The sequence below is a fragment of the Nocardia puris genome, from assembly GCF_036051655.1.
In the GTDB taxonomy this organism is placed as follows: Bacteria; Actinomycetota; Actinomycetes; order Mycobacteriales; family Mycobacteriaceae; genus Nocardia; species Nocardia puris.
This window is the reverse complement of sequence record NZ_CP107943.1, coordinates 2,326,207-2,346,576: the sequence shown is the minus strand read 5'-3', so window position 1 is coordinate 2,346,576 and position 20,370 is coordinate 2,326,207. Positions and strand designations below refer to the sequence as shown.

General features: G+C 69.4%; 20 protein-coding genes. 12 read left to right on the top strand and 8 right to left on the bottom strand.

From position 1 onward, the window contains the following. Positions 1-6: 6 nt before the first annotated feature. The 6 genes from OHB21_RS10475 to mnhG are packed head-to-tail and all read left to right on the top strand — an operon-like array spanning position 7 to position 5,952. Positions 7-2,844 carry a Na+/H+ antiporter subunit A gene (locus OHB21_RS10475; protein ID WP_195124585.1) on the top strand — a complete coding sequence of 946 codons (2,838 nt, stop codon included), beginning with the start codon at positions 7-9 and terminating at the stop codon, positions 2,842-2,844. Then, positions 2,841-3,221, top strand: coding sequence for a Na(+)/H(+) antiporter subunit C (locus OHB21_RS10470; protein WP_067511405.1), 381 nt, complete (start codon positions 2,841-2,843; stop codon positions 3,219-3,221). Before OHB21_RS10475 ends, OHB21_RS10470 begins: the two co-directional genes overlap by 4 nt. Next, positions 3,218-4,822 carry a Na+/H+ antiporter subunit D gene (locus tag OHB21_RS10465; RefSeq protein ID WP_195124584.1) on the top strand — a complete coding sequence of 535 codons (1,605 nt, stop codon included), beginning with the start codon at positions 3,218-3,220 and terminating at the stop codon, positions 4,820-4,822. The genes OHB21_RS10470 and OHB21_RS10465 overlap by 4 nt, the downstream gene beginning before the upstream one ends. Continuing rightward, on the top strand, positions 4,819-5,355 hold the full coding sequence (locus tag OHB21_RS10460) for a Na+/H+ antiporter subunit E (RefSeq protein WP_067511407.1): 537 nt from the start codon (positions 4,819-4,821) through the stop codon (positions 5,353-5,355). The genes OHB21_RS10465 and OHB21_RS10460 overlap by 4 nt, the downstream gene beginning before the upstream one ends. A 4-nt stretch (positions 5,356-5,359) precedes the next feature. Beyond that, complete coding sequence (locus OHB21_RS10455; protein WP_067511408.1) at positions 5,360-5,620, top strand: monovalent cation/H+ antiporter complex subunit F; 261 nt, start codon at positions 5,360-5,362, stop codon at positions 5,618-5,620. Then, complete coding sequence (gene mnhG, locus OHB21_RS10450) at positions 5,617-5,952, top strand: monovalent cation/H(+) antiporter subunit G (RefSeq protein WP_067511409.1); 336 nt, start codon at positions 5,617-5,619, stop codon at positions 5,950-5,952. The genes OHB21_RS10455 and mnhG overlap by 4 nt, the downstream gene beginning before the upstream one ends. Positions 5,953-6,177: 225 nt before the next feature. Here the strand turns inward: mnhG and OHB21_RS10445 are convergent, their stop codons facing one another. From OHB21_RS10445 to OHB21_RS10425, 5 genes are all read right to left on the bottom strand, one after another. Beyond that, positions 6,178-7,497, bottom strand: a complete 1,320-nt coding sequence (locus OHB21_RS10445; RefSeq protein WP_407675235.1) for a phosphatase PAP2 family protein — start codon at positions 7,495-7,497, stop codon at positions 6,178-6,180. 106 nt (positions 7,498-7,603) lie between these two features. After that, positions 7,604-8,746 (bottom strand): glutamate--cysteine ligase, encoded by a 1,143-nt coding sequence (locus OHB21_RS10440; protein ID WP_067511410.1) that lies wholly within the window; start codon positions 8,744-8,746, stop codon positions 7,604-7,606. A gap of 15 nt (positions 8,747-8,761) precedes the next feature. Next, positions 8,762-9,463, bottom strand: coding sequence for a superoxide dismutase[Cu-Zn] (gene sodC, locus OHB21_RS10435; protein WP_067511411.1), 702 nt, complete (start codon positions 9,461-9,463; stop codon positions 8,762-8,764). Between the two features lie 126 nt (positions 9,464-9,589). After that, positions 9,590-10,156 carry a LytR C-terminal domain-containing protein gene (locus tag OHB21_RS10430; RefSeq protein ID WP_067511412.1) on the bottom strand — a complete coding sequence of 189 codons (567 nt, stop codon included), beginning with the start codon at positions 10,154-10,156 and terminating at the stop codon, positions 9,590-9,592. 61 nt (positions 10,157-10,217) lie between these two features. Further along, complete coding sequence (locus OHB21_RS10425) at positions 10,218-10,544, bottom strand: DUF3263 domain-containing protein (RefSeq protein WP_067511413.1); 327 nt, start codon at positions 10,542-10,544, stop codon at positions 10,218-10,220. 132 nt (positions 10,545-10,676) lie between these two features. On the opposite strand from OHB21_RS10425, the gene OHB21_RS10420 reads away from it, so the two are divergent. The 3 genes from OHB21_RS10420 to OHB21_RS10410 are packed head-to-tail and all read left to right on the top strand — an operon-like array spanning position 10,677 to position 13,098. Beyond that, on the top strand, positions 10,677-11,267 hold the full coding sequence (locus tag OHB21_RS10420; RefSeq protein ID WP_067511414.1) for a peptide deformylase: 591 nt from the start codon (positions 10,677-10,679) through the stop codon (positions 11,265-11,267). Beyond that, the gene (locus tag OHB21_RS10415) at positions 11,257-12,237 is read left to right on the top strand and encodes an N-acetylglutamate synthase, CG3035 family (protein ID WP_067511415.1); all 981 of its coding nucleotides are present in this window, start codon (positions 11,257-11,259) and stop codon (positions 12,235-12,237) included. The genes OHB21_RS10420 and OHB21_RS10415 overlap by 11 nt, the downstream gene beginning before the upstream one ends. Positions 12,238-12,267: 30 nt before the next feature. Further along, positions 12,268-13,098 carry an exodeoxyribonuclease III gene (locus OHB21_RS10410; protein ID WP_067511416.1) on the top strand — a complete coding sequence of 277 codons (831 nt, stop codon included), beginning with the start codon at positions 12,268-12,270 and terminating at the stop codon, positions 13,096-13,098. A 63-nt stretch (positions 13,099-13,161) separates the two neighbouring features. On the opposite strand, the gene OHB21_RS10405 is transcribed toward OHB21_RS10410, so the two are convergent. Further along, on the bottom strand, positions 13,162-14,121 hold the full coding sequence (locus tag OHB21_RS10405) for an oxygenase MpaB family protein (protein ID WP_067511417.1): 960 nt from the start codon (positions 14,119-14,121) through the stop codon (positions 13,162-13,164). Positions 14,122-14,153: 32 nt separating this feature from the next. Continuing rightward, entirely contained in the window at positions 14,154-16,070 is a 1,917-nt protein-coding gene (locus OHB21_RS10400) for an acyl-CoA dehydrogenase family protein (protein WP_067511418.1), read from the bottom strand. Positions 16,071-16,319: 249 nt separating this feature from the next. Here OHB21_RS10400 and OHB21_RS10395 point away from each other — a divergent pair, with 249 nt between their 5' ends. The 3 genes from OHB21_RS10395 (at position 16,320) to fahA (ending at position 19,619) form a co-directional block, all read left to right on the top strand. Continuing rightward, positions 16,320-16,946, top strand: a complete 627-nt coding sequence (locus tag OHB21_RS10395; RefSeq protein ID WP_067511419.1) for a TetR/AcrR family transcriptional regulator — start codon at positions 16,320-16,322, stop codon at positions 16,944-16,946. 280 nt (positions 16,947-17,226) lie between these two features. Next, positions 17,227-18,423 carry a homogentisate 1,2-dioxygenase gene (locus OHB21_RS10390; protein ID WP_067511420.1) on the top strand — a complete coding sequence of 399 codons (1,197 nt, stop codon included), beginning with the start codon at positions 17,227-17,229 and terminating at the stop codon, positions 18,421-18,423. Continuing rightward, the gene (fahA, locus tag OHB21_RS10385; protein WP_067511443.1) at positions 18,420-19,619 is read left to right on the top strand and encodes a fumarylacetoacetase; all 1,200 of its coding nucleotides are present in this window, start codon (positions 18,420-18,422) and stop codon (positions 19,617-19,619) included. Before OHB21_RS10390 ends, fahA begins: the two co-directional genes overlap by 4 nt. Before the next feature lie 7 nt (positions 19,620-19,626). Here the strand turns inward: fahA and OHB21_RS10380 are convergent, their stop codons facing one another. Then, a complete protein-coding gene (locus tag OHB21_RS10380; RefSeq protein WP_067511421.1) occupies positions 19,627-20,307 on the bottom strand; it encodes a TetR/AcrR family transcriptional regulator in 681 nt (226 codons plus the stop codon). Positions 20,308-20,370 lie beyond the last annotated feature (63 nt).

Here is a 20,370-nt window from a genome sequence, read left to right as displayed (position 1 = left end):
GCTGGTTTGCTCGTAATCCTTCTCGCACACGCTGTTGCCGCGGTCGCCGCACCGATGTGCGTACGAGCATTGGGGCGCAACGCGTTCGGCGTCCTCGCGCTCGCCCCGCTGGCCGGTCTGGGCTGGGTCGTCGCGAATTGGGGTACGACACAGCAGGTTCGGATCACCTGGGCGCCGTCCATCGAGATGAACATCGACCTGCGCTGGGACTCGCTCTCGGCGATCATGGCCGCGCTCGTCCTCGGCATCGGCACCCTGATCCTGATCTACTGCGCCCGGTACTTCACCGACGACGAACCGCGCCTCGGCGCATTCGCCGCACAGCTGGTCGGCTTCTCCGGCGCCATGTTCGGCCTGGTCACCAGCGACAACATGCTGTTGCTCTACATCTTCTGGGAAACGACCACGGTGCTGTCGTTCCTGCTGGTCGGCCACAACGCGGAGAAGGCCGCCAGCAGGCGCGCGGCCATCCAAGCGCTGCTGGTCACCGGCGCGGGCGGCTTGGCCATGCTGCTCGGCATCATCATCATCGGCCAGAGCTTCGGCACGTATCAGCTCTCGGAACTGCTCGCGATCGGCGTCGCCCCCGACAATGTGGCGGTGCAGGTGGGCGTGGTGCTGCTGCTGGTCGGCGCGCTCAGCAAGTCCGCGATCGTGCCGCTGCATTTCTGGTTGCCCGGTGCCATGGCCGCGCCCACCCCGGTCAGCGCGTACCTGCACGCCGCAGCCATGGTGAAGGCGGGTGTGTACCTGGTCGCGCGGCTGGCGCCGCTGTTCGCGTCCACCGCGCCGTGGCACCCGATGGTGCTGATCCTCGGCGCGGCCACCATGCTGCTCGCCGGTCTGCGCGCCCACCAGGTCACCGACCTGAAATTGCTGCTCGCCTTCGGCACGGTGAGCCAGCTCGGCTTCATGATCGTGATGGTCGGCATCGGCACGCCCGACGCGGCACTGGCCGGCGCCGCGCTGATCGTGGCGCACGCGCTGTTCAAAGCGTGCCTGTTCATGGTCATCGGCATCATCGACCACGGCACCGGCACCAGGGACCTGCGCGAACTGTCCGGGCTGGGGCGCAATTCACCCGTGCTGTTCGGTGTGGCCGCGCTCGCCGCGCTGAGCATGGCGGGCATCCCGGTGCTGCTCGGCTTCGTGGGCAAGGAGAGCGCACTCGCCGCCATCCTCGACGCGGGCAATCTCGCCGAACCCGCGCGGGTCGCGCTGTGCGTGGCCATCGTGCTCGGCTCGGTGCTCACCGTCGGATACTCCGCGCGCTTCGTGTGGGGCGCGTTCGCGGACAAAGCGGGCATCCCCCCGTCGCCGTGGCACGCGCCGGGCCCGATCATGCTCGGCCCGGCCGCGCTGCTCTCGGCAGCCGGACTGGTGGCGGGACTCGGCGCGAGCCAGCTGGACAAGCTGCTGAACCCGTACGCGGAGACCCTGCCCGGCGTACTGCACACACACCTGGCCCTCTGGCACGGATTCACCGTGCCGCTCGCGCTCACCGCCGTGATCATCACGCTAGGTATAGCCCTTTTCCTGGTCCGCAAAACCATCGGCGAATCCGAACATCCGCGCCTGGGTAACGCCGACCGCGTCTACGACGCCACCCTGCGCGCGATGGACAAGGTCTCGCTGCGCATGACCGGTTCCGTGCAACGCGGTTCGCTGCCGCTGAGCCAGGCCACCATCCTCGGCACCATGGTGATCCTGCCCGCGGTGCTGCTGGCCCTCGGCACCCGCACCGGCGTGGAGCTGCGCCTGTGGGACTCGCCGCTGCAACTGGTCATCGCGGCCATCATGATCGCTATGGCGATCAGCGCCACCGTGTTGCGCAACAGGCTCGCCAGCGTGCTCGTCGTCGGCGTCACCGGCTACGGGTGCGGTGTGATCTTCGCGCTGCACGGCGCGCCCGACTTGGCGCTCACCCAATTCCTGGTGGAGACGCTCACACTGGTCATCTTCGTGCTGGTGCTGCGGGTCTTCCCCGCCGAGATCGAGGAAGGCCGGATGGCCAGCCGGTTCAAGCTGGGCCGCGCGGCGCTGGCCGTGGCCGTCGGCTTCACCGTCGCGGTGCTGGCCGCCTTCGCCACCGCCGCCCGCAGCGCCGAACCGATCTGGCACCGCATCCCCGAGGCCGCCTACACCTTCGGCGGCGGCAAGAACGCCGTCAACGTGCTGCTGGTCGACATCCGCGCCTGGGACACCCTCGGCGAGATCTCGGTGCTCATCGTGGCCGCCACCGGCGTCGCCTCGATGGTGTTCCGCACCCGCCGCTTCGGCAGCGCCCCGCGCGCGGCCGACGCGCCGAACTACAATCCGGACCTGGTCAGCTGGCTGCCCGCGGCCCGGTTGGTGGACCGCAAGGAACGCTCGATGGTCCTGCAGGTCACCACGCGCCTGATCTTCCCCACGATCATGGTGATGTCCATCTACTTCTTCTTCGCCGGCCACAACGCGCCCGGCGGCGGGTTCGCGGGCGGGCTGACCGCCGGTCTGGCGCTCACGCTGCGCTACCTGGCGGGCGGGCGCTACGAACTCGGCGAGGCGCTGCCCGTCGACGCCGGGCATCTGCTGGGTGCGGGCTTGGCGCTGTCGGCGGGCACCGCGGCGGCTTCGCTGCTGCTGGGCGCGCCGCCGCTGTCCTCGGCCATCATCGAGGTGACGCTGCCGATCTTCGGTGACGTGAAACTGGTGACCGCGCTGTTCTTCGACCTCGGCGTCTACCTCATCGTGGTCGGCCTTGTGCTCGACGTGCTGCGCAGCCTCGGCGCCCGCCTGGACACCGAACTCGGCGACACCGCCGCCGAGGAAGAGCCCGCCGCGATGTCGGGAGGCCGCTCGTGAGCGCGAACCTGATCCTGCTGATCCTGATCGGTGTGCTCACCGCGTGCGGTGTGTACCTGATCCTGGAGCGCGCCGTCTCGAAAATGCTGCTGGGCATGATCTTGTTCAGCAACGCGGTCAACGTGCTCATCCTGACCGTGGGCGGGCCGAGCGGCCATTCTCCGATCGGCGGCCCCGACCAACCAGTCGACGGCATGTCCGATCCGCTGGCGCAGGCGATGATCCTCACCGCGATCGTCATCACCATGGGCTTGTCGGCCTTCGTGCTGGCTCTCGCCTACCGGTCCTACACCCTGACCACCACCGACGACGTGCAGAACGACCCGGGCGACGAAGAAGTCGCCGCCCGGCGTGATGGAGAGGACCCGGAAGATTGAGCCTCTCCCCGGAACTGCTGCCCGCGCTCGCACCGCTGCCGGTGCTGCTGCCGCTGCTCGCGGCGGCCGCCACGCTGGTATTCGGCCGCAGGCCGCGCACCCAGAGCGCGCTCACCCTCGGTACGCTCAGCGCGACCGTCCTCATCTGCGGCGCGCTGCTCTTCCTGGCCGACCAGCACGGCACCACCGCGGTGCAGGTGGGCGGGTGGGACACCCCGATCGGCATCACCTTGGTGGTGGACCGGCTCTCGGCGTCCATGCTGCTCATCTCCTCGATCGTGCTGCTGGCCGTCTCGATCTACGGCGCAGGCCAGAACATCCGCGACGGTGACGACCGCCAGCCCACTTCCATCTACCGGCCGACCTACCTGGTGCTGACCGCGGGCGTTTCCGCGGCCTTCCTGGCCGGCGACCTGTTCAACCTGTTCGTCGGCTTCGAGATCCTGCTCGCCGCGTCGTTCGTGCTGCTCACCGTCGGCGCGACCGCCGAGCGCATCCGCGCGGGCATCGCCTACGTCATGGTGTCGATGCTGTCGTCGGTGATCTTCCTGGCGGGTATCGGTCTGGCCTACGCCACCACCGGCACCCTCAATATCGCCCAACTGGCGGTCCGACTCGGCGAGGCGCCCGAGGGCGTGCGGACCGCGGTCTACGCCGTGCTGCTCGTCGCGTTCGGCATCAAGGCGGCGGTGTTCCCGCTGTCGAACTGGCTGCCCGACTCCTACCCGACCGCACCCGCGCCGGTCACCGCAGTCTTCGCCGGCTTGCTGACCAAAGTCGGCGTGTACGCGATCCTGCGCACGCATACGCTGTTCTTCCCCGACGGCGGCTTCACCACCATCCTGATGGTGTGCGGTCTGCTGACCATGCTCGTCGGCATCCTCGGCGCGATCGCTCAGAACGACATCCGCCGACTGCTCTCGTTCACCCTGGTCAGCCACATCGGCTACATGATCTTCGGCGTCGGGTTGGCCAGCACCAGCGGCCTGGCGGGCGCGGTGTTCTACGTCGCCCACCACATTCTGGTACAGACCGCGCTGTTCCTGGTGGTGGGCCTGATCGAGCGACAAGCCGGGTCCACCTCGCTGCGCAGGCTCGGCGGACTGGCCACGGCGAGCCCGCTGCTGGCCATCCTGTTCCTGATACCCGCGCTGAATCTGAGCGGTATCCCGCCATTCTCCGGCTTCATCGGTAAAGCCGCGCTGCTACAGGCGGGCGCCCTGGATGGCAGCGTCCTGGCCTGGGTGTTGGCCTCCGGCGCGGTGGTGACCAGCCTGCTCACCCTCTACGTGGTGGCGCGCGTGTGGTCCAAAGCGTTCTGGCGGCCCCGCGTCGAGGCGCCCGAAGGGCACCTCACGGCGGCGCGCCCGCCGACGCTGGTCGAGGACTCGACGGATGTGCTCTACGACGAGCGCACCGATCCCGGGCGTATCCCGGCGCTGATGCTGTTCGCCACCGGCGCCCTGGTCGCGGTGAGCCTGAGCCTGACGGTACTGGCCGGGCCGATGCTGTCGATCGCCGACCGGGCCGCGGAAGATCTGCACAACCCGGCGGTCTACATCGGCGCGGTGCTCGGCGGTGGGGAGGAGGGCTCACGATGACGAACTGGCGTCCGAGCAAGGAGACGGTGCTGCGCGTCGCGCTCCTGCTGTGGCTGGCGTTCGTGTACATGCTGTTGTGGGGACATCTGACCGTCGGCAACCTGGTCGCCGGCCTGGCGGTCGGCGCGCTGGTCATGGTGGCGCTGCCGTTGCCGCGCATTCCGGTCGCCGGGCGGTTGAATCCACTGGCGATCATCGAGGTCGCCGCCGTGATGACCTATTACGGCATCGAATCGAGCTTGCAGATCGCCTGGTTCGCCGTCCGGCCGGGTCCACCGCCCGTTTCCGGAGTGCTGCGGGTGGGCCTGAGCACCCGGTCGGATCTGGTGTTGGTGCTGATCGTCGACCTGTTGAACCTCATTCCGGGGACCATGGCGCTCGAGATCGACCGGCACCGATGCCTGGTCTACGTCCATGTGCTCGACGTCGGCAGCGAGGCCGCGGTAGCGAAGTTCTACCACCAGACCCGCCGTATCGAGCGCCTGCTGATCTCCGCTTTCGAGCGGCCCGTTCTCAAACCAGTGCGGAGGTGATTCGGTGACTGTCGTCGCGATCGTCGCGGCCGTGCTGCTGTCGGCCGCCGCAATCCTCACCAGCTATCGGATCTTGGCCGGTCCCAGCACCCTCGACCGGGTGGTGGGCATCGACTCGCTGATGGCGATCGCCATGGCCGGGCTGGCGGTGTGGGCCGCCTACTCCGGCGACACCGCGGTGGTGCCCGCCATCGTGGCGCTGGCGTTGGTCGGCTTCCTCGGTTCCGCGGCCGTGACCCGATTCCGTGTGAGGGACGACCGATGACCGCTTGGCAATGGGTGTCCTCGGCCTTGATCCTGAGCGGCTCGGTGCTGGCGTGCACGGCGGCGATCGCGATCGTCCGATTTCCCGACACTTTCACCAGGATGCACGCGGCTACCAAACCGCAGGTCGTCGGGCTGGTGCTGGTGCTGACCGGCACCGGCCTCGAGATCAGGGACAAGAGCGCCGACGTCTGGATGCTCGCCTTGGTGGCGCTGTTCGCCCTGCTCACTGCCCCCGTGATCGCCCATCTGATCGGCCGCACCGCCTATCGCGAGCAGCGGCACCGCGACGGCCTCCTGCGTGTCAACGAACTCGGCGACGAGCTGGACTGAGGGCCCCGCGCTGTTCCCCGTGCCATTTCCCCCCATGACCACGGACGAGGCGATGCTGGTGGGCACCGCACGCGCGCACCGGCGGACGTGAGCGAGTCCACGGAGACCGGCTCGGCGAACTGTCGTGCGCGCCCGTGCCGCCGAGGCGCCGACCGACCTTACGGAGCACTGGAATGCCCAGCGGTGATATCCCTCGCCGCCGGCCTCACACTCCGAGTGGCGTTCTCAGGAACGGGTCGACAGGGACGCCTTCTCGACGGGCGCCGCCACGGTCCGCTCCACGAACCACGTCGCGTGGAAGGCGGCCGCCATACCCGCCAGCATGGCGAGCAGTACGGTGCCCGCCGGGACCGCGTACTCCGCCATCGGCACCGCCAGGTATCGGTAACACAGCAGCAGGCCGACGAACAGCAGCGCGCCGCCCGCGACCAGCCGGATGCGGAACCAGCCCCAGCCGCGCTCCGGATCGCGCAGCGCCGACTCCACCGTCAGGCAGAGAACCGCGCCCGCGATCAGGTCGACACCGTAGTGGTAGCCGAACCCGAGGGTGGCGGTCACCGTGCACACCAGCCAGAACGTGCCGCCCCAACGCAACCAGCGCGGCGCGGGTGAACCGTCCGGGGCACGGCGGGTGTGCAGGAACACCGACAGCGCCCACGCCGTATGCATGGACGGCATGCAGTTGCGGGGGGTGTATTCGTCGAACGGCAGCGGCGCGGGGTTGCGGTCCAGCGGCGGCAGCGCGTCGGGCCAGTAGTTGCCGATCTGGAAGCCCTGCCCGTCGGCGCCGAACGCGAACATCGGGCCCACCACGGGGAAGAACACGTACACCAGCGGGCCGACCAGGCCGAGCACCAGGAACGTCCGCACCAGGTAGTGGCTCGGCCAGCGTCCGGAATCGGCCACTCGCCGCAGCTGCCAGGCCGCCACGACGATCGCCGCCACCGGCAGCTCGATGTACACCCAGTGCAGCACCGCGTACACGACCGGCCCGAGCGTGTCGATCACCCGGCCGAGCACCCACGAGGGATCGCCGAGCGCGTGGTCGGCCAGCAACAGGTACTCGTCGAGCACATCCGGCTGACTGATGACGGTGATGTGCAACCACACGTCGCCGACCTTGGTGGCCAGGATCAGCAGCGCGCCCAGGGCGGCGGCGTGCAGCGCGTTGCGGCGCTCGACGCCGGTCCACCGCCACCACGCGACGACCGCGAGTCCGGTGAGCACCAGGGTGGGACCGTTGCCGACGGCGAACGGCCCACCGGCCAGCAGCCGCGCCCCGGCGAACACCGCATCGATGCCGACGGCCAGTCCGACGGCGACGAGCCTGCACCGCGCGGTGATACCCACCAACGCGAGCAGGAATCCGGCCCACGGCACGGACATGGATTTCGGGGTGCCCGCGTAGTCGCGCCACAGGCTCGCCAGCGGGCCTTCGAAACCTTGCCGGACGGCCACGACCTGTAAGCCGATCAGCAGGACGGGCACCGCGGCGACCGCGATCGTCAGCAGGAGCCGCGCCGGCGGTATCCCCCACCGCCGCACCGCACTTCCCACATCGGAATTCGGGTCTTCGACAAGCACCCGACCATAGTAAACGGGAGATTACGAGGGTCATCCGGCGCTGTGAACGGCCGGCGACCGAAAGGCGCTACTGGTTGAGCTCTTCGACCAGTGCGTCCACCACCGCGACCAGATCGCCCTGGGCGGCGGCCGCCACCTTGCGCTGACGCTGGTAGGAGGCCCCACGCTGGGGAATCTCGGCGACAGCTGCGAGCTCGTCGGCGCAGCCGAGTCGCTTCGCGGTGGGCTCGAGCCGGTTCAGGAGGTCGTTCAGGTCGTCGGTCACCAACCGCTCGTTGCTGGCCGCGTCTGTGATGACGATCGCATCCAAGCCGTAACGTGCGGCGCGCCACTTGTTTTCCTGTACGTGCCAGGGCGGCAGCACGTCGAGTTGTTCGCCCGCCTCCACGCGCCGGTCCAGATCCACCACGAGACAGTGGATGAACGCCGCGAGCGCCGCGAGTTCGCGCTGGGTCGAGATCCCGTCGCAGACGCGGATTTCGATGGTGCCCCACTTCGGGGCGGGCCGGATGTCCCAGTGCATCCCGCCGAGTTGTTCGAACACACCGGTTTTCAGCTGGTCGTGCACGAAAAGCTCGAACTGGCGCCAATTCTCGAACTGGAACGGCAGCCCGGCCGTGGGCAGCTGCTGGAACATGAGCGTGCGGTTGCTCGCGTAGCCGGTGTCGGTGCCCGCCCACATCGGCGAGGAGGCCGACAGCGCCAGCAGGTGCGGATACGCGGAGAGCAGCGAGTTCAGGATCGGAAAGACCTTCTCCCGGTGCGAGACTCCGACGTGCACGTGCACGCCCCAGATCATCATCTGGCGGCCCCACCACTGAGTGCGCTCGATCAGTTCGTCGTAATGCTCGGAGCGGGTGAGCTGCTGGGCCGACCACTGCGCGAACGGATGGGTGCCCGCGCAGAACAGGTCCACGCCGAGCGGGTCCGCGGCGCGGCGCACCGTATCCATGGTGGCGCGCAGATCGTCCACCGCGGCACCGACCGTGTCGTGCACACCGGTGACGATCTCGACGGTGTTGCGCAGCAGTTCCTTGGTGAGCTGCGGGGTGCCGTCCCAGGCGCGCACGTCACCGACGGCGTCGAACACCGCCGAGGCGGTGTTCGACAGGTCGCGCGTCACCTTGTCGACGAGCGCGATCTCCCATTCGATGCCGATCGTCGGCCGAGGCGATCCTGGAAAAGGAACATGCTGGATAGCCCCGCCCATCTGCGCCTGCCTCGTCTACTGGATCACGCCGCAGGCGACGCGGCCGCCCGCGTCACCTGTCGCGAGAGTGGTTTCATCCGGCCCCGTAGCGCCTTCGCCATGGGTGTACCGGTCCGGGATGTTGGCGAAGTTGTCGGCGCCCGCGTGGATGATCAGCGCGCGGTCGGTGAGGTCGTCCAGGGTGACCTTGTCGGTGGTGGTGACCAGCTTGCCGCGGCCGTCCTCGCGGATCTGCAGCGAGGTCAGATCACCGCTGGCCGGGTGGCCGGAGGCGCCGCCGACCTGCAGGTGGCCGCCCGCGGACAGGAAGTCGCCCGGCGCGCCGCCGGTCGGGGCCACCGAGTTGGTCTCACACCTGCCCACCTGGTGGAAGTGCAGGCCGTGGAAGCCGGGGCGCAGGCCGGTGGCTTCGACGGTGATGACGAGGTGCCCGCCCTCGGCGGCGATATCGGCGGTGGCGACCGTGTTGCCCCCCGCGTCCTTCACGTCCACCCGCTTGGCGTCGGAGGAGGACGAATGGCCGCCCTCGTCGCCGTGCCCGTGCCCGTCGCCGTCGCCGTGGGCGGGTTCGGGGGCACCGGTCCACACCGGCGGCGTCGTACCCTGGACGTCACTCGACTCCTGACTGTTCGTGCAGGCAGCGAGGCCGAGGACCGCGATCGCAAGCGCCGGGGTCACAGTCAACCAGGACGGGCGACGAGTTGTGGACGGGGCCATCGGAGAACTCCTTTACGAGTACCGAGTTTACGAGTAAAGCTGGGTGGACACGTTCGTTACCGGACAAGATGATGCCACGGCCGCCGTGTCGCGCCGCGCATGGGTTGGCCGCACGAGGCGTGGCTCTCAGTTGCCCGTCAAGATCACCACGACGCCCGGGGCGCCGCTCGCCAGCCCTGACGTCTTCGGTTCGGCCACCGCGCCGATTTCCTCGGCGATAGCCACCGCCGCTTCCCGCTCCCCGGGTGAATTCCCGTAGTACACAGTCGTTCTCGCCAGATTCTCGCCCGCGTAGTTGCCCGCGGTCACGTTGGTCCAGCCCGAGGCGGTCAGCTGGTTCGCGGTGCGCTGGGCCAGGCCCGCCACCAGACTGTTGTTCAGCACCCGCACCGGCACCGCGCGATCGGCGGCGGCCTCGGTGGTCGTGGTCGTCGTGGTGGTGGTGGTCGGCGCCGCCGTGGTCGTGGTGGGCTCATCGGTGGTGGTGGGCGCGGCCGTCGTCGTGGCGGGGGCCGCCGTGGTCTGCGAGGTGGCCTGCGGCGCGGCCGTGGTCTCCTCGCCGGGCGCCGCCTCGGAGTCCGAACTCGACAGCGACATCGCCCCGAGTCCGGCGAACACGATGGCCAGCGCGATCAACACCATCGCCAGCGCGCGCAGCGGCGGCCCGCCGGAGGTGGGATTGGGGTAGCTCACGCCATCGACCCTAGTCCCACACCGGGCTCTCGCGCCCGTGTCACGCCGGGATCGATCGCCGTCATACCTGGAAACCGAGACGCCGTGCCGCCCTGGCCTTCTGCCTGCTGGCGCGCAGCCTGCGCAGGCGCTTCACCAGCATCGGGTCGGCGGCCAGCGCCTCGGGGCGGTCCACCACCGCGTTGAGCACCTGGTAGTACCGGGTGGGCGACATGCCGAACAGTTCCCGGATGGCTTCTTCTTTGGCCCCCGCGTACTTCCACCACTGTCGTTCGAAGGCCAGGATGTCGAGTTCGCGGCGGCTCAGGCCGCTCTCGTCCGCCGTGTCGTGTTCGCTCGCGGGGCCGTTGGGGATCGCGGAAAGGTTCCGAGCCGCTGCGCCGTCCATCTTGCTCCCTCGCCGAGTTGCCACCAGACGAAAAATGGTGCTTGTACGTCGCGGATCATTGAACCACGCGGCGGCGGGGTTGCTCCCCCTTCACCCCGGCGTGTTGTGTACCCGCAGGTAGGATTCGTGCCCATGGCCATCCTCCCCATCGTCATCGTCGGTGATCCCGTGTTGCACAACCCGACCGCTCCGGTCACCGAGACCCCGGAGGAGCTGGCCGGGCTCATCGCGGACATGTACGAGACGCTGGACGCCGCCAACGGCGTCGGGCTGGCGGCCAACCAGGTCGGCGTCGGCAAGCGGCTGTTCGTCTACGACTGCCCCGATATCGGTGGCGACGGCGTGGCGGTGCGCAGGCGCGGGGCGGTGATCAACCCGGTGCTGGAGACCTCCGCGCTGCCCGAGACCATGCCCGACCCCGACGACGACGAAGAGGGCTGTCTGTCGGTGCCCGGCGAGCAGTTCCCGACCGGTCGCGCCGAGTGGGCGCGCGTCACCGGCACCGACGAGCACGGCGAGCCGGTGGATATCGAGGGCAAGGGTTTCTTCGCCAGGATGCTCCAGCACGAGGTGGGACACCTGGACGGGTTCCTGTACGTGGACATGCTGATCGGCCGCAACGCCCGCGCCGCGAAGAAGGCCATCAAGCGCAACGGCTGGGGCACGCCGGGGCTGAGCTGGGTGCCCGGCACCGTCCCCGACCCGTTCGGGCATGACGACTGAGCCCGCGCACCCGCAGATCCCGCTCGGCCGCCGCGTCGTCATGCGCTACCGGCTGCCCGCCGGCTATCCCCAACCGCTGACGGATGTGATCGGCGAGCTGCTGGCCACCGACCCGCCGACCGTGCGCGCAGCCGACGGCACCGTCGTGTCGGTCGCGCCGGATCAGGTGGTGGCGTTGAAAGCGCTGGGGCCCAGGCCGATTCGCACGCGCGAGATCCGGGCGCTGGAATCGGCCGCGGCCGACGGCTGGCCGGGGGTGGAGCACGCGTGGATCGACGGCTGGTTCGCGCGTGGCGGATACGATTACACGCAGCGAGCTAATTCTGCTGTACCGCTGGGGATCTCGGGACAACCCGCCGCGCTCACCGCCGACACGCTGGACCGGATCGTCGCGTGGTACGCCGAGCGCGGGCTGCCCGCGACGCTGCTGCTGCCCGACCGGCTCGCGTCGGCGCCGCCCGGGTGGAACACCTGGAACGAGACGCTCGTCCTCGGCCTGGACATCGAGAACTTCGTTCTGCCGCAAGGCCCTTCGATGGTGCGCTTCGCCCCCGAGCCCAGCGCCGAGTGGTTGCGGATGCACCGGTATCGCGGCGAGGACCCGGCCACCCACACCTCGCGCGAGCCCGTCGTCGAGGTGCTCACCGCCGTGCGCGACGGGAATGTCACCTTCGCCACGCTCGGCCTGCCGCAGCCGATCGCGATCGGGCGCGGCGCGCACACGGTGGCCACCGACGGGCGGCACTGGGTGGGCCTGACGTGTGTGGCGGTGGCGGCCGAGCACCGCAGGCGTGGCCTGGCCGCGCTGATCTGCGCCGAGCTGATCCGCTGGGGTCACGAGCGCGGCGCCACGCACGCGTACGTGCAGGTGGAGGCGGGGAACGCGGCGGCGCTGGCGCTGTATCGCGAGCTAGGTTTCGTGGAGCACCACTCCTACCGCTACGCGGTGCCCGGCACCGGCGGACAATAGACATCACCCACCCACTGCGAAAGGCATCTCGTGCGCTTGGCGACCTGGAACGTCAATTCGATCCGCTCCCGGCTGGACCGGGTGGCGGCCTTCCTGGACCGCCAGGACATCGATGTGCTCGCCCTGCAGGAAACCAAGTGCCGCGACGACCAGTTCCCCTTCGAGCGTTTCGAGGAACTCGGGTACGAGGTGGCGCACCTGGGCGTGAACCAGTGGAACGGCGTGGCCATCGCCTCCCGCGTGGGCCTGGCCGACGTGGAACTCGCGTTCCCGAACCAGCCCGGTTTCGACAAGGACGCGGGCGAATCCCTGCTCAGCACACCGGTTGTCGAGTCCCGCGCATTGGGCGCCACCTGCGGCGGGGTGCGGGTGTGGAGCCTGTACGTGCCCAACGGCCGCGCGCTGGACGACCCGCACTACACCTACAAACTGGAATGGCTCGCGGCGCTGCGGGACAACGCCGCCGCGTGGCTGGCCGCCGAGCCGGAGGCGAAGATCGCCCTGGTCGGCGACTGGAACATCGCCCCCACCGACGACGACGTCTGGTCGGTATCGTTCTTCGAAGGCAAGACCCACACTTCCCAGCCGGAGCGCGACGCCTTCACCGCCGTACTCGACACCGGCTTCGCCGACGTCATGCGCCCCTTCGCCCCCGGCCCCGGCGTCTACACCTATTGGGACTACACCCAGCTCCGCTTCCCCCGCAAAGAGGGCATGCGCATCGATTTCGTCCTCGCCTCCCCCGCCCTGGCCGCCACGGCCACCGACGCCCTGGTCGACCGCGAGGAACGAAAAGGCAAGGGCGCCAGCGACCACGCCCCGGTGATCACCGAATTCGCCCTCCCCGCAGACCTTTCCTGAGAAACGGAGGAGACCGCGCACCGGGGGTCCGCGGTCTCGCCGACTGACCGGTCGGCGACCGGATCAGCCCGTCGAGGCGGTGCCGCGGGCGGCGCGGCCGTAGCGGGTGCGGGCTTCGGCGGGGGTGACGGTCACAGGGTTGCGCGGGACGTCCGCCGCGAGGTGTTCGCGGTAGAGGCGGGCGGTCATGGGGCCCAGGAAGTTTCCGAGGACGGCGAGTTTGGCCGACTCGTTGTGCAGGGCCTTGACCGCCGTGCGGACCAGCGGGCGGTAGCCCTTGTCGACGAAGGCCGGGTGGTCGAATCCGCCGGTGACGCGCATCCACTTCGGGAGGGTGGCGATGGCGGCGGGGGCGACCAATCGGCTTCCCGCCCACAGCTTCACACCGCGGTCGCGCGGGGTGTGCAGCAGGTAGTGCATGCCCTGGTGGGCGCGTTCGGAGGTGCACAGGCGGGGACGCGCCTCGGCGAAGTACTCGCGCACCTCGGCGCGCGAGCGCGGCACGTCGGCGGCTTTGCAGGTCTGCAACTCGGCCGCGATCACGCATTCGGCCCAGTACCGGTCCTCCTCCTCGGGCGTCAGCGGCCCCGGCCCGTACATCTCGTAGCACTTGAGCACCGAGTGCCACCCGGTGACGTGGATCCACAGCTGCGAAGCGGGATTGTTGGCGCTGTAGCGCTTTCCGGTGATCGGCTCGATCCCCGTGGCCTTCGCGTGCACCGTCATCAGGTGCTCCGACGCCTCGATCGCCATGCGGCTGTCGGCGACGGCGGCGATGAGGAAGTAGGCGAAGGTGTGGTCGAGACGTCCTCGCGGATCGCGGTAGATGCCGTGGACATCGGCCACCGCGGCGGTGAGATCCGGATCGAAGTGCTCGAGCACGACCGACCGCTGGAACCCGATCACGGCGGTCGGCGCGGTCCACACCTTCCATGTCGGAGAGTCCGGCCCGAAGAAGCCGTAGTCGACTTCCCGGATGGTGCGCGCGGGCGCGGCGAACTGGGGGCGCGCGGTGTCCGTCATGGTCTGCTCCTTTGCTCGACCGTCGGTCCGTCTCAGGGGTTCATCTCGTAGGCGCCGGCGTTGGCGCGCGCCGCGCCGAACACCAGGGCGAACCGTTCGGCGTCGGCGGCGGGCCTGCGCACCAGGTCCAGCGCCCTGACCTGCTGCGCCTTCGTCGCGGCGGGCTTGCCGTGCAGGGTGAGCGCGTGCCGGGAGAAGTCCCGCACGAAGTTGTCGAAGAGCTGGTCCAGCACGGCCGGATCGGTGCCATCGAGCGCGGCCTGCTCCAGGATGAGCTGCGCGTACGGGATCGCGGTGAACAACTCGCCGAGCACGAACAGGAAGTCCACGTCACGCTGCTGGGTCGCGGTCGGCTCCGCCGCCACCAGCAGCGACTGGAAGGCGAGCGCCTGCTCCAGGAAGATCGCCACGTTCGGCACATGCGCGAACTTCTCGAACACCGGCCGCCAGTCGGCGAACCGGATGCGCCCGAGCCCGGCGCTGGGTCCCTGCCGGAACAGGAACTCGTCGTCGGCCGCGTCCCGGCGCGTGGGCACCGGAACATACCGCGCCGCAGCGAGTTCCGAGTGCAGCTTGGGCACCGCGCCGCCCGCGCGCGGCACCGCCTTGCGGCTGGCCCAGCTCAGCGCCGTCGCGGCCGCGCGCACCGCGCCCTTGGGTGTGGCCGTCGGCAGCGCGCGCAGCGCGACCAGTCCGGCGTCGGCGGGGTGGAACATGTAGTTGGCCATGAACTTCAGCGACAGCGCCATGTTCACGTGCACCGTGCCCTCCAAGCGCGGGAGCCCGAACAGCCCGAGAATCGCCATGGGGAAGTACATGTCGTTCTCGAACCCGCGCGCGGCGATCACGTCGGCCAGGTCCTCGACGATGCGCTGCCCCTGCCGCGTCACCGTCATCTTCTCGATGGCGTTGAACAACAGGTAGCGCCGGTCCCGCGGCGAGGCCGACCGCATGTAGTCGACGGCCCGCTCGCTGTAGAGCTTCATCCCGATCAGCCGCGCGTAGGAGTCGGTGAGCAGCGAGCGCACCTGCGGGAACTCGGTCACCTTGTGCCCGAACAGGATTCGATTGTCGGCGTGATTGATCGCCTCGTAGAAGGCGTGCTCGCAGGCGCCGATGGCGCCGAAGCCGAGGTTGAACTTGCCGACGTTCACCGTGTTCATCGCGGCGTGGAAGGCGGCCTCGCCCCGGTGCAGCACGTCCTCCTCGGCCACCGGGTACTTCTCCAGATCGAAAGCGGCCACGTACATCTGGCTGTCGACCACGTTCTTGCGGAGCTTGTAGTTCTTGTGCGAGCTGTCCGCGACGAAGAACAGATACCCCTCGTAATCCTCCTGCGTCGGTTTGCTTTCCAGCGCTTTGGCGCTGTCGATGATCGGCTTGTCGGCGCGGCGGCCGAACACCGAGACCATCGCGGCCAGGTTGCCGTTGCCGATGTAGTACTTGCCGCCGTCGGCGGTGAAGCCGCCGCCCCGGCGCGGTGTGAGGACCATATCGGTGGAGTACACGTCGGCGCCGTGCTCGCGCTCGGACAGACCGAACGCGAAGATCTCCCCGGAGTCGAGCAGCGCCGCGGCCTTGCGTTTGGCGGCCTCGTTCTCGCTCTGCCAGATCGGGCCGAGCCCGAGGATGGTGACCTGCCAGACGTACCAATACGACATCCCGTAGAAGCCGAGCACCTCGCTCATCTTCGCGATGCGCGCGGTGTCCCAGCGCTTGTCCGGGTCGCCGTCGGCCAGCGCGGCCGGGGTCAGGAAGGTCGCGAAGACCCGCTCACGCTTGACGAAGTCGAGGAACTCGGCGTACCAGACGCGATCCCGGTCATCCCGCTTGAGCGCCGCTTTGCCGCGCGTCTCGAACCAGTCGACGGTGGCGCGCAGAATGCGCCGGGTCGACTCGTCGAACTCGGCGAAATCGCAGGTCTTCGGGTTGAACAGGGTCGCGGTCATCGGTGACTCCTCGGCCGTGACGCTCGGCCACGGCGTCCGTTCGGGGCATTTTCCTTCACAAATGTAGCATTATTATTCATCAATGTAGGAACCTGAACGCGACAACGGATCCAGCGAGAACATGGGTAACTCGTCGGGTACGGGCTGACCCAACCCGCTCCACCGAGAGACGGCAGCTCGAGTCACCCCAACTCCTGACGCAGCCGCCTTATACGCGGAGAGGCGGACCAGCCAGCTATGTTGGTGGTTATGGGTTCCGAGCACGCCGTCCGTTCGCGTCGGCGCGCGGCCCATCTAGGTCCGGAGCGCCGCCGCCCGCAGGTGCTCGACACCGCGCTGGCCATCGCCGTGGAGCACGGCGTCGCGGCGGTCACCATCGCCGCGGTGGCCGAGCGCATGAACGTCACCCGCCCCGTGGTGTACGCGTGCTTCGCCGACCGCGTCGAACTCATCCAGGCGCTGCTCGCCCGCGAAGAGGACTACCTGGTGCGCGGCCTGTTCGAGGCCACGCCGAAGCGCGCGGTGGACGCGGGCGAGTCGGTGTTCGTGGAGGGCTTCCAGGCGCTGCTCCAGATCGCGGCCAAGCGGCCGGATTCGTGGCGGCTGCTCTACGGCAACCCCGATCCGGCCGTCGCCGGTTCGTTCGGGCGCGGGCGCGCGCTGGCGGTGCGGCGCTGCACCGAATTGCTGCGGCCCACCTTGCGCGCCTGGGGCACCGAGGACGCCGAACGCAAGCTGCCGGTGCTGGTGGAGCAGTGGGTGTCGGCGGGCGAGGGCGCGGTGCGCTCCCTGCTGGCCGACGAGGGCGACTGGACGCCGCAGACGCTGGGCGCGTTCGTGGGCGCGGCGGTGTACCGGGCGCTGCGCAACGCCTGAGGCGCGGCAGCCCGGACACCGCCGAACCCAACGCCGGCGTGCGCCGCCGATGGCGGCGACCGTGGACGGGCAGAGCCGCCGGCCTTCCCGCCCGCGCGGAAACCTGAGCGATCCGGCAATTATTCGGCCCTCGGGACTCGCAGCCGCTGATTCGACTCCCCAGTGCGCATCTCAGCGTCAATCTTTCTCCCGTCGCCGCAGCGATTTCCGATCATCGATCCACCCCGCTCACTACCATGGGTGGCGAGATCCGACCGGTGTCCTGGCGGGAGGTGCGACGATGACGTTCTACCGGCGCGTGGGTGCCGTGCCGCCGAAACGGCACACCCAGCATCGCGATCCGGACGGCGCGCTCTGCTACGAGGAGCTGATGGGCGAGGAGGGCTTCTCCGGCGACTCCTCGCTGCTGTACCACCGCGGACTGCCGCCCGCCATCGTGGACTCCCGGGTCTGGGAGCCGCCCGACCAGTCCACGACGCCGAATCATCCACTGCGACATCGCCATCTGCGCCTGCACGACCTGTTCCCGCCCGAGGTCGCCGCGCGCTCGGACCTGGTGACCGGCCGCCGTCTGCTGCTCGGCAACGCAGACGTGCGCATCTCCTACGTGGCGGCGAGCGGCGTTTCCCCGTTGTACCGCAACGCGATCGGCGACGAGCTGGTGTATGTCGAATCCGGCGCCGCGACGGTGGAGACCGTGTTCGGTGCGATCCCCGCCCGCCAGGGCGATCACGTGCTGATTCCGCGTGCCACCACCCATCGCTGGCTCCCCGAGGGCCCGGATCCGTTGCGCGCGTATGCGATCGAGGCCGCCAGCCACATCACGCCGCCCAAACGCTACCTGTCGAGATTCGGGCAGCTGCTGGAGAATTCGCCCTACTGCGAGCGCGACCTGCACGGACCGGACGAGCCCTTGCTCGACAGCGGCACCGACGTGCCGGTGCTGGTGAAGCACCGGCCGGGCGGACAGGTCGTGGGCACCGAGTTGATCTACGCCACCCATCCCTTCGACGTGGTGGGCTGGGACGGCTGCCTGTACCCGTTCACTTTCAATATCGCCGACTTCGAGCCGATCACGGGCCGCGTGCACCAGCCGCCGCCCGTGCACCAGGTGTTCGAGGGCGGCAACTTCGTGGTGTGCGATTTCGTGCCACGCAAGGTGGACTACCACCCGCTGTCCATCCCGGTGCCGTACTACCACTCGAACGTCGATTCCGACGAGATCATGTTCTACTGCGGCGGAAACTACGAGGCGCGCAAGGGTTCCGGGATCGGGCAGGGTTCGGTGTCGGTGCATCCGGGCGGCTACGCGCACGGCCCGCAGCCCGGCGCCTACGAGCGCAGCATCGGCGCGGAGTTCTTCGACGAGCTCGCGGTCATGGTGGACACCTTCCGCCCGCTGGAACTCGGCGAGGGCGCGCTGGCCTGCGAGGATCCCGAGTACGCGTGGACGTGGTCGGGCCGGGGGCCGCGGTGACGCGCCCGGAGGTGGCGCCGGACTCGCCCTTCGGGGCGGACAACCTGCCGTACGGGGTGTTCGCGCCGCGCGGCGGAACAGCCCGCTGCGGTGCGCGTTACGGGGATTACGTCCTCGATCTCGCGGTGGCGCTGGACGATCCGATGTTCGCCGCGCCCACACTGAATCCCTTTCTCGCGCAAGGCCCTACGCGCTGGCGCGAAGTACGCGAGCGGCTGCGCGCTCTGGTCGACGGCGAAATCCCGGCAGCCGCGGTGCATGCGCTGAGCGATGTGCTGCTCGGGCTCCCGATCCGGATCGGCGACTATGTCGACTTCTACGCCAGCATCGATCACGCCACCAATCTCGGCCGTCTGTTCCGCCCGGACGCCGAACCGCTGCTGCCGAATTGGCGGCACCTGCCCGTCGGCTACCACGGGCGCTCGGGCACCGTCGTGGTGTCGGGCACCGAGATCATCCGGCCGCAGGGGCAGCGCGCAACACCTTCCGGGACACCGGAATTCGGTCCGTCGCGGCGCCTGGACATCGAAGCCGAGCTCGGTTTCGTGGTGGGCGCCGGTTCCACGCTCGGCGTCCCGATCGGGGTGGACGACTTCGCGGAGCACGTGTTCGGCGTCGCCCTGGTCAACGACTGGTCGGCGCGCGATATCCAAGCCTGGGAGTACCAGCCGCTCGGCCCCTTCCTGGGCAAATCCTTCGCCACCTCGATGTCGGCCTGGATCACGCCGCTGGACGCGCTGGACGCCGCGCGCGTCCCGCTGCCGGAGCAGTCCCCGCCGCCACTGCCCTACCTCACGGCCGCCGAGCCGTGGGGTCTCGACATCGACCTGCGCGTCGACTGGGACGGCGTCACCGTCGCCCACCCGCCCTACCGCCGGATGTACTGGTCACCGGCGCAGATGCTGGCCCACCTCACCGTCAACGGCGCGGCCACCCGCACCGGCGACCTGTTCGCCTCGGGCACCATCTCCGGCCCCGGCCGCGACCAACTCGGCTCGTTCATCGAATTGACCAGGGGCGGAACGGAACCCGTCGATCTGAACGGTGCGCCGCGGACATTCCTCGAGGACGGCGACGAGGTGGTCATCACCGCCACCGCCCCGGGAACAGGCGGCACCCGCATCGGTCTCGGCGAAGTGCGCGGGCGCATCCTTCCGGCGGGCTGGATCCCGCCGCAGCCGCAATCGGAAACCTGAACTCCGCTCAGCGCGACTCGCGGCCCGCCTGCACCACCTGCACGAATTCCGTCAGGTCCGCGATGAGCGTCTCCACGCTGTCGCGGTCGCCACCGTCGTCGTGGTGGTGCAACCAGTCCGCGACGAGTTCGAACATGCCGCCGATGGTGGCCAGCGCGAGGGCGAGGCGCCGGCGCGCGGCGCGCTCGTCGGGGGCGGGGCCCGGTGACCACTGCGCGTCCAGGAACGCCGCGGCCCAGCGCCGGTTCTCGCGGCGCTGCCGCTCCACCGCGGGAGAGATGCCGCCCGCCTCGCCGAAGGTCACCTTGGCCAGGCGCGGATCGTCCGCGATGGCGTGCACGAACGCCTCGACCACGGTCGCCGCGAGCTCGGGCCACTCCTTGCCCGCGCTCTCGGCCGCCACTTCGGCGACCCGTTGCTGGATCTGCGCGGTGATCTGCCCCAGCAGGGCGACGTAGCACGCCTCCTTGCTGTCGAAGTGGTCGTAGAACCCCTTCGTGCCGACGTAGGCGCGCTGGCAGATCTGCTCGATCGAGGTGCCCGAATAGCTTTGCTCGGCAAACAGTTCGGTGGCCGCGGCAAGGAGCTGGCTGCGCCGCTGGGCGCTGCGCTGCTCGGCGTCGAGGCCGCGGATCCGGCGGCGCGCCGGTGCCGGAGCGGGCCGCGCGGCAGAGTTGCTGCGGGTCATGCCACGACGATAGTCGGCGCAGTTTCAGAAAGAAGTCTTGTTGATAACACGGCATCGTGCTGT

What these genes read in the sequence shown, in the direction of transcription:
- OHB21_RS10460 (WP_067511407.1), top strand. Translation starts at nt 4,819, where the DNA reads ATGACGAACTGGCGTCCGAGCAAGGAGACGGTGCTGCGCGTCGCGCTC.
- mnhG (WP_067511409.1), top strand. Translation starts at nt 5,617, where the DNA reads ATGACCGCTTGGCAATGGGTGTCCTCGGCCTTGATCCTGAGCGGCTCG.
- OHB21_RS10440 (WP_067511410.1), bottom strand. Translation starts at nt 8,746, where the DNA reads ATGGGCGGGGCTATCCAGCATGTTCCTTTTCCAGGATCGCCTCGGCCG.
- sodC (WP_067511411.1), bottom strand. Translation starts at nt 9,463, where the DNA reads ATGGCCCCGTCCACAACTCGTCGCCCGTCCTGGTTGACTGTGACCCCG.
- OHB21_RS10425 (WP_067511413.1), bottom strand. Translation starts at nt 10,544, where the DNA reads ATGGACGGCGCAGCGGCTCGGAACCTTTCCGCGATCCCCAACGGCCCC.
- OHB21_RS10420 (WP_067511414.1), top strand. Translation starts at nt 10,677, where the DNA reads ATGGCCATCCTCCCCATCGTCATCGTCGGTGATCCCGTGTTGCACAAC.
- OHB21_RS10415 (WP_067511415.1), top strand. Translation starts at nt 11,257, where the DNA reads ATGACGACTGAGCCCGCGCACCCGCAGATCCCGCTCGGCCGCCGCGTC.
- OHB21_RS10405 (WP_067511417.1), bottom strand. Translation starts at nt 14,121, where the DNA reads ATGACGGACACCGCGCGCCCCCAGTTCGCCGCGCCCGCGCGCACCATC.
- OHB21_RS10400 (WP_067511418.1), bottom strand. Translation starts at nt 16,070, where the DNA reads ATGACCGCGACCCTGTTCAACCCGAAGACCTGCGATTTCGCCGAGTTC.
- OHB21_RS10395 (WP_067511419.1), top strand. Translation starts at nt 16,320, where the DNA reads ATGGGTTCCGAGCACGCCGTCCGTTCGCGTCGGCGCGCGGCCCATCTA.
- OHB21_RS10390 (WP_067511420.1), top strand. Translation starts at nt 17,227, where the DNA reads ATGACGTTCTACCGGCGCGTGGGTGCCGTGCCGCCGAAACGGCACACC.
- OHB21_RS10380 (WP_067511421.1), bottom strand. Translation starts at nt 20,307, where the DNA reads ATGACCCGCAGCAACTCTGCCGCGCGGCCCGCTCCGGCACCGGCGCGC.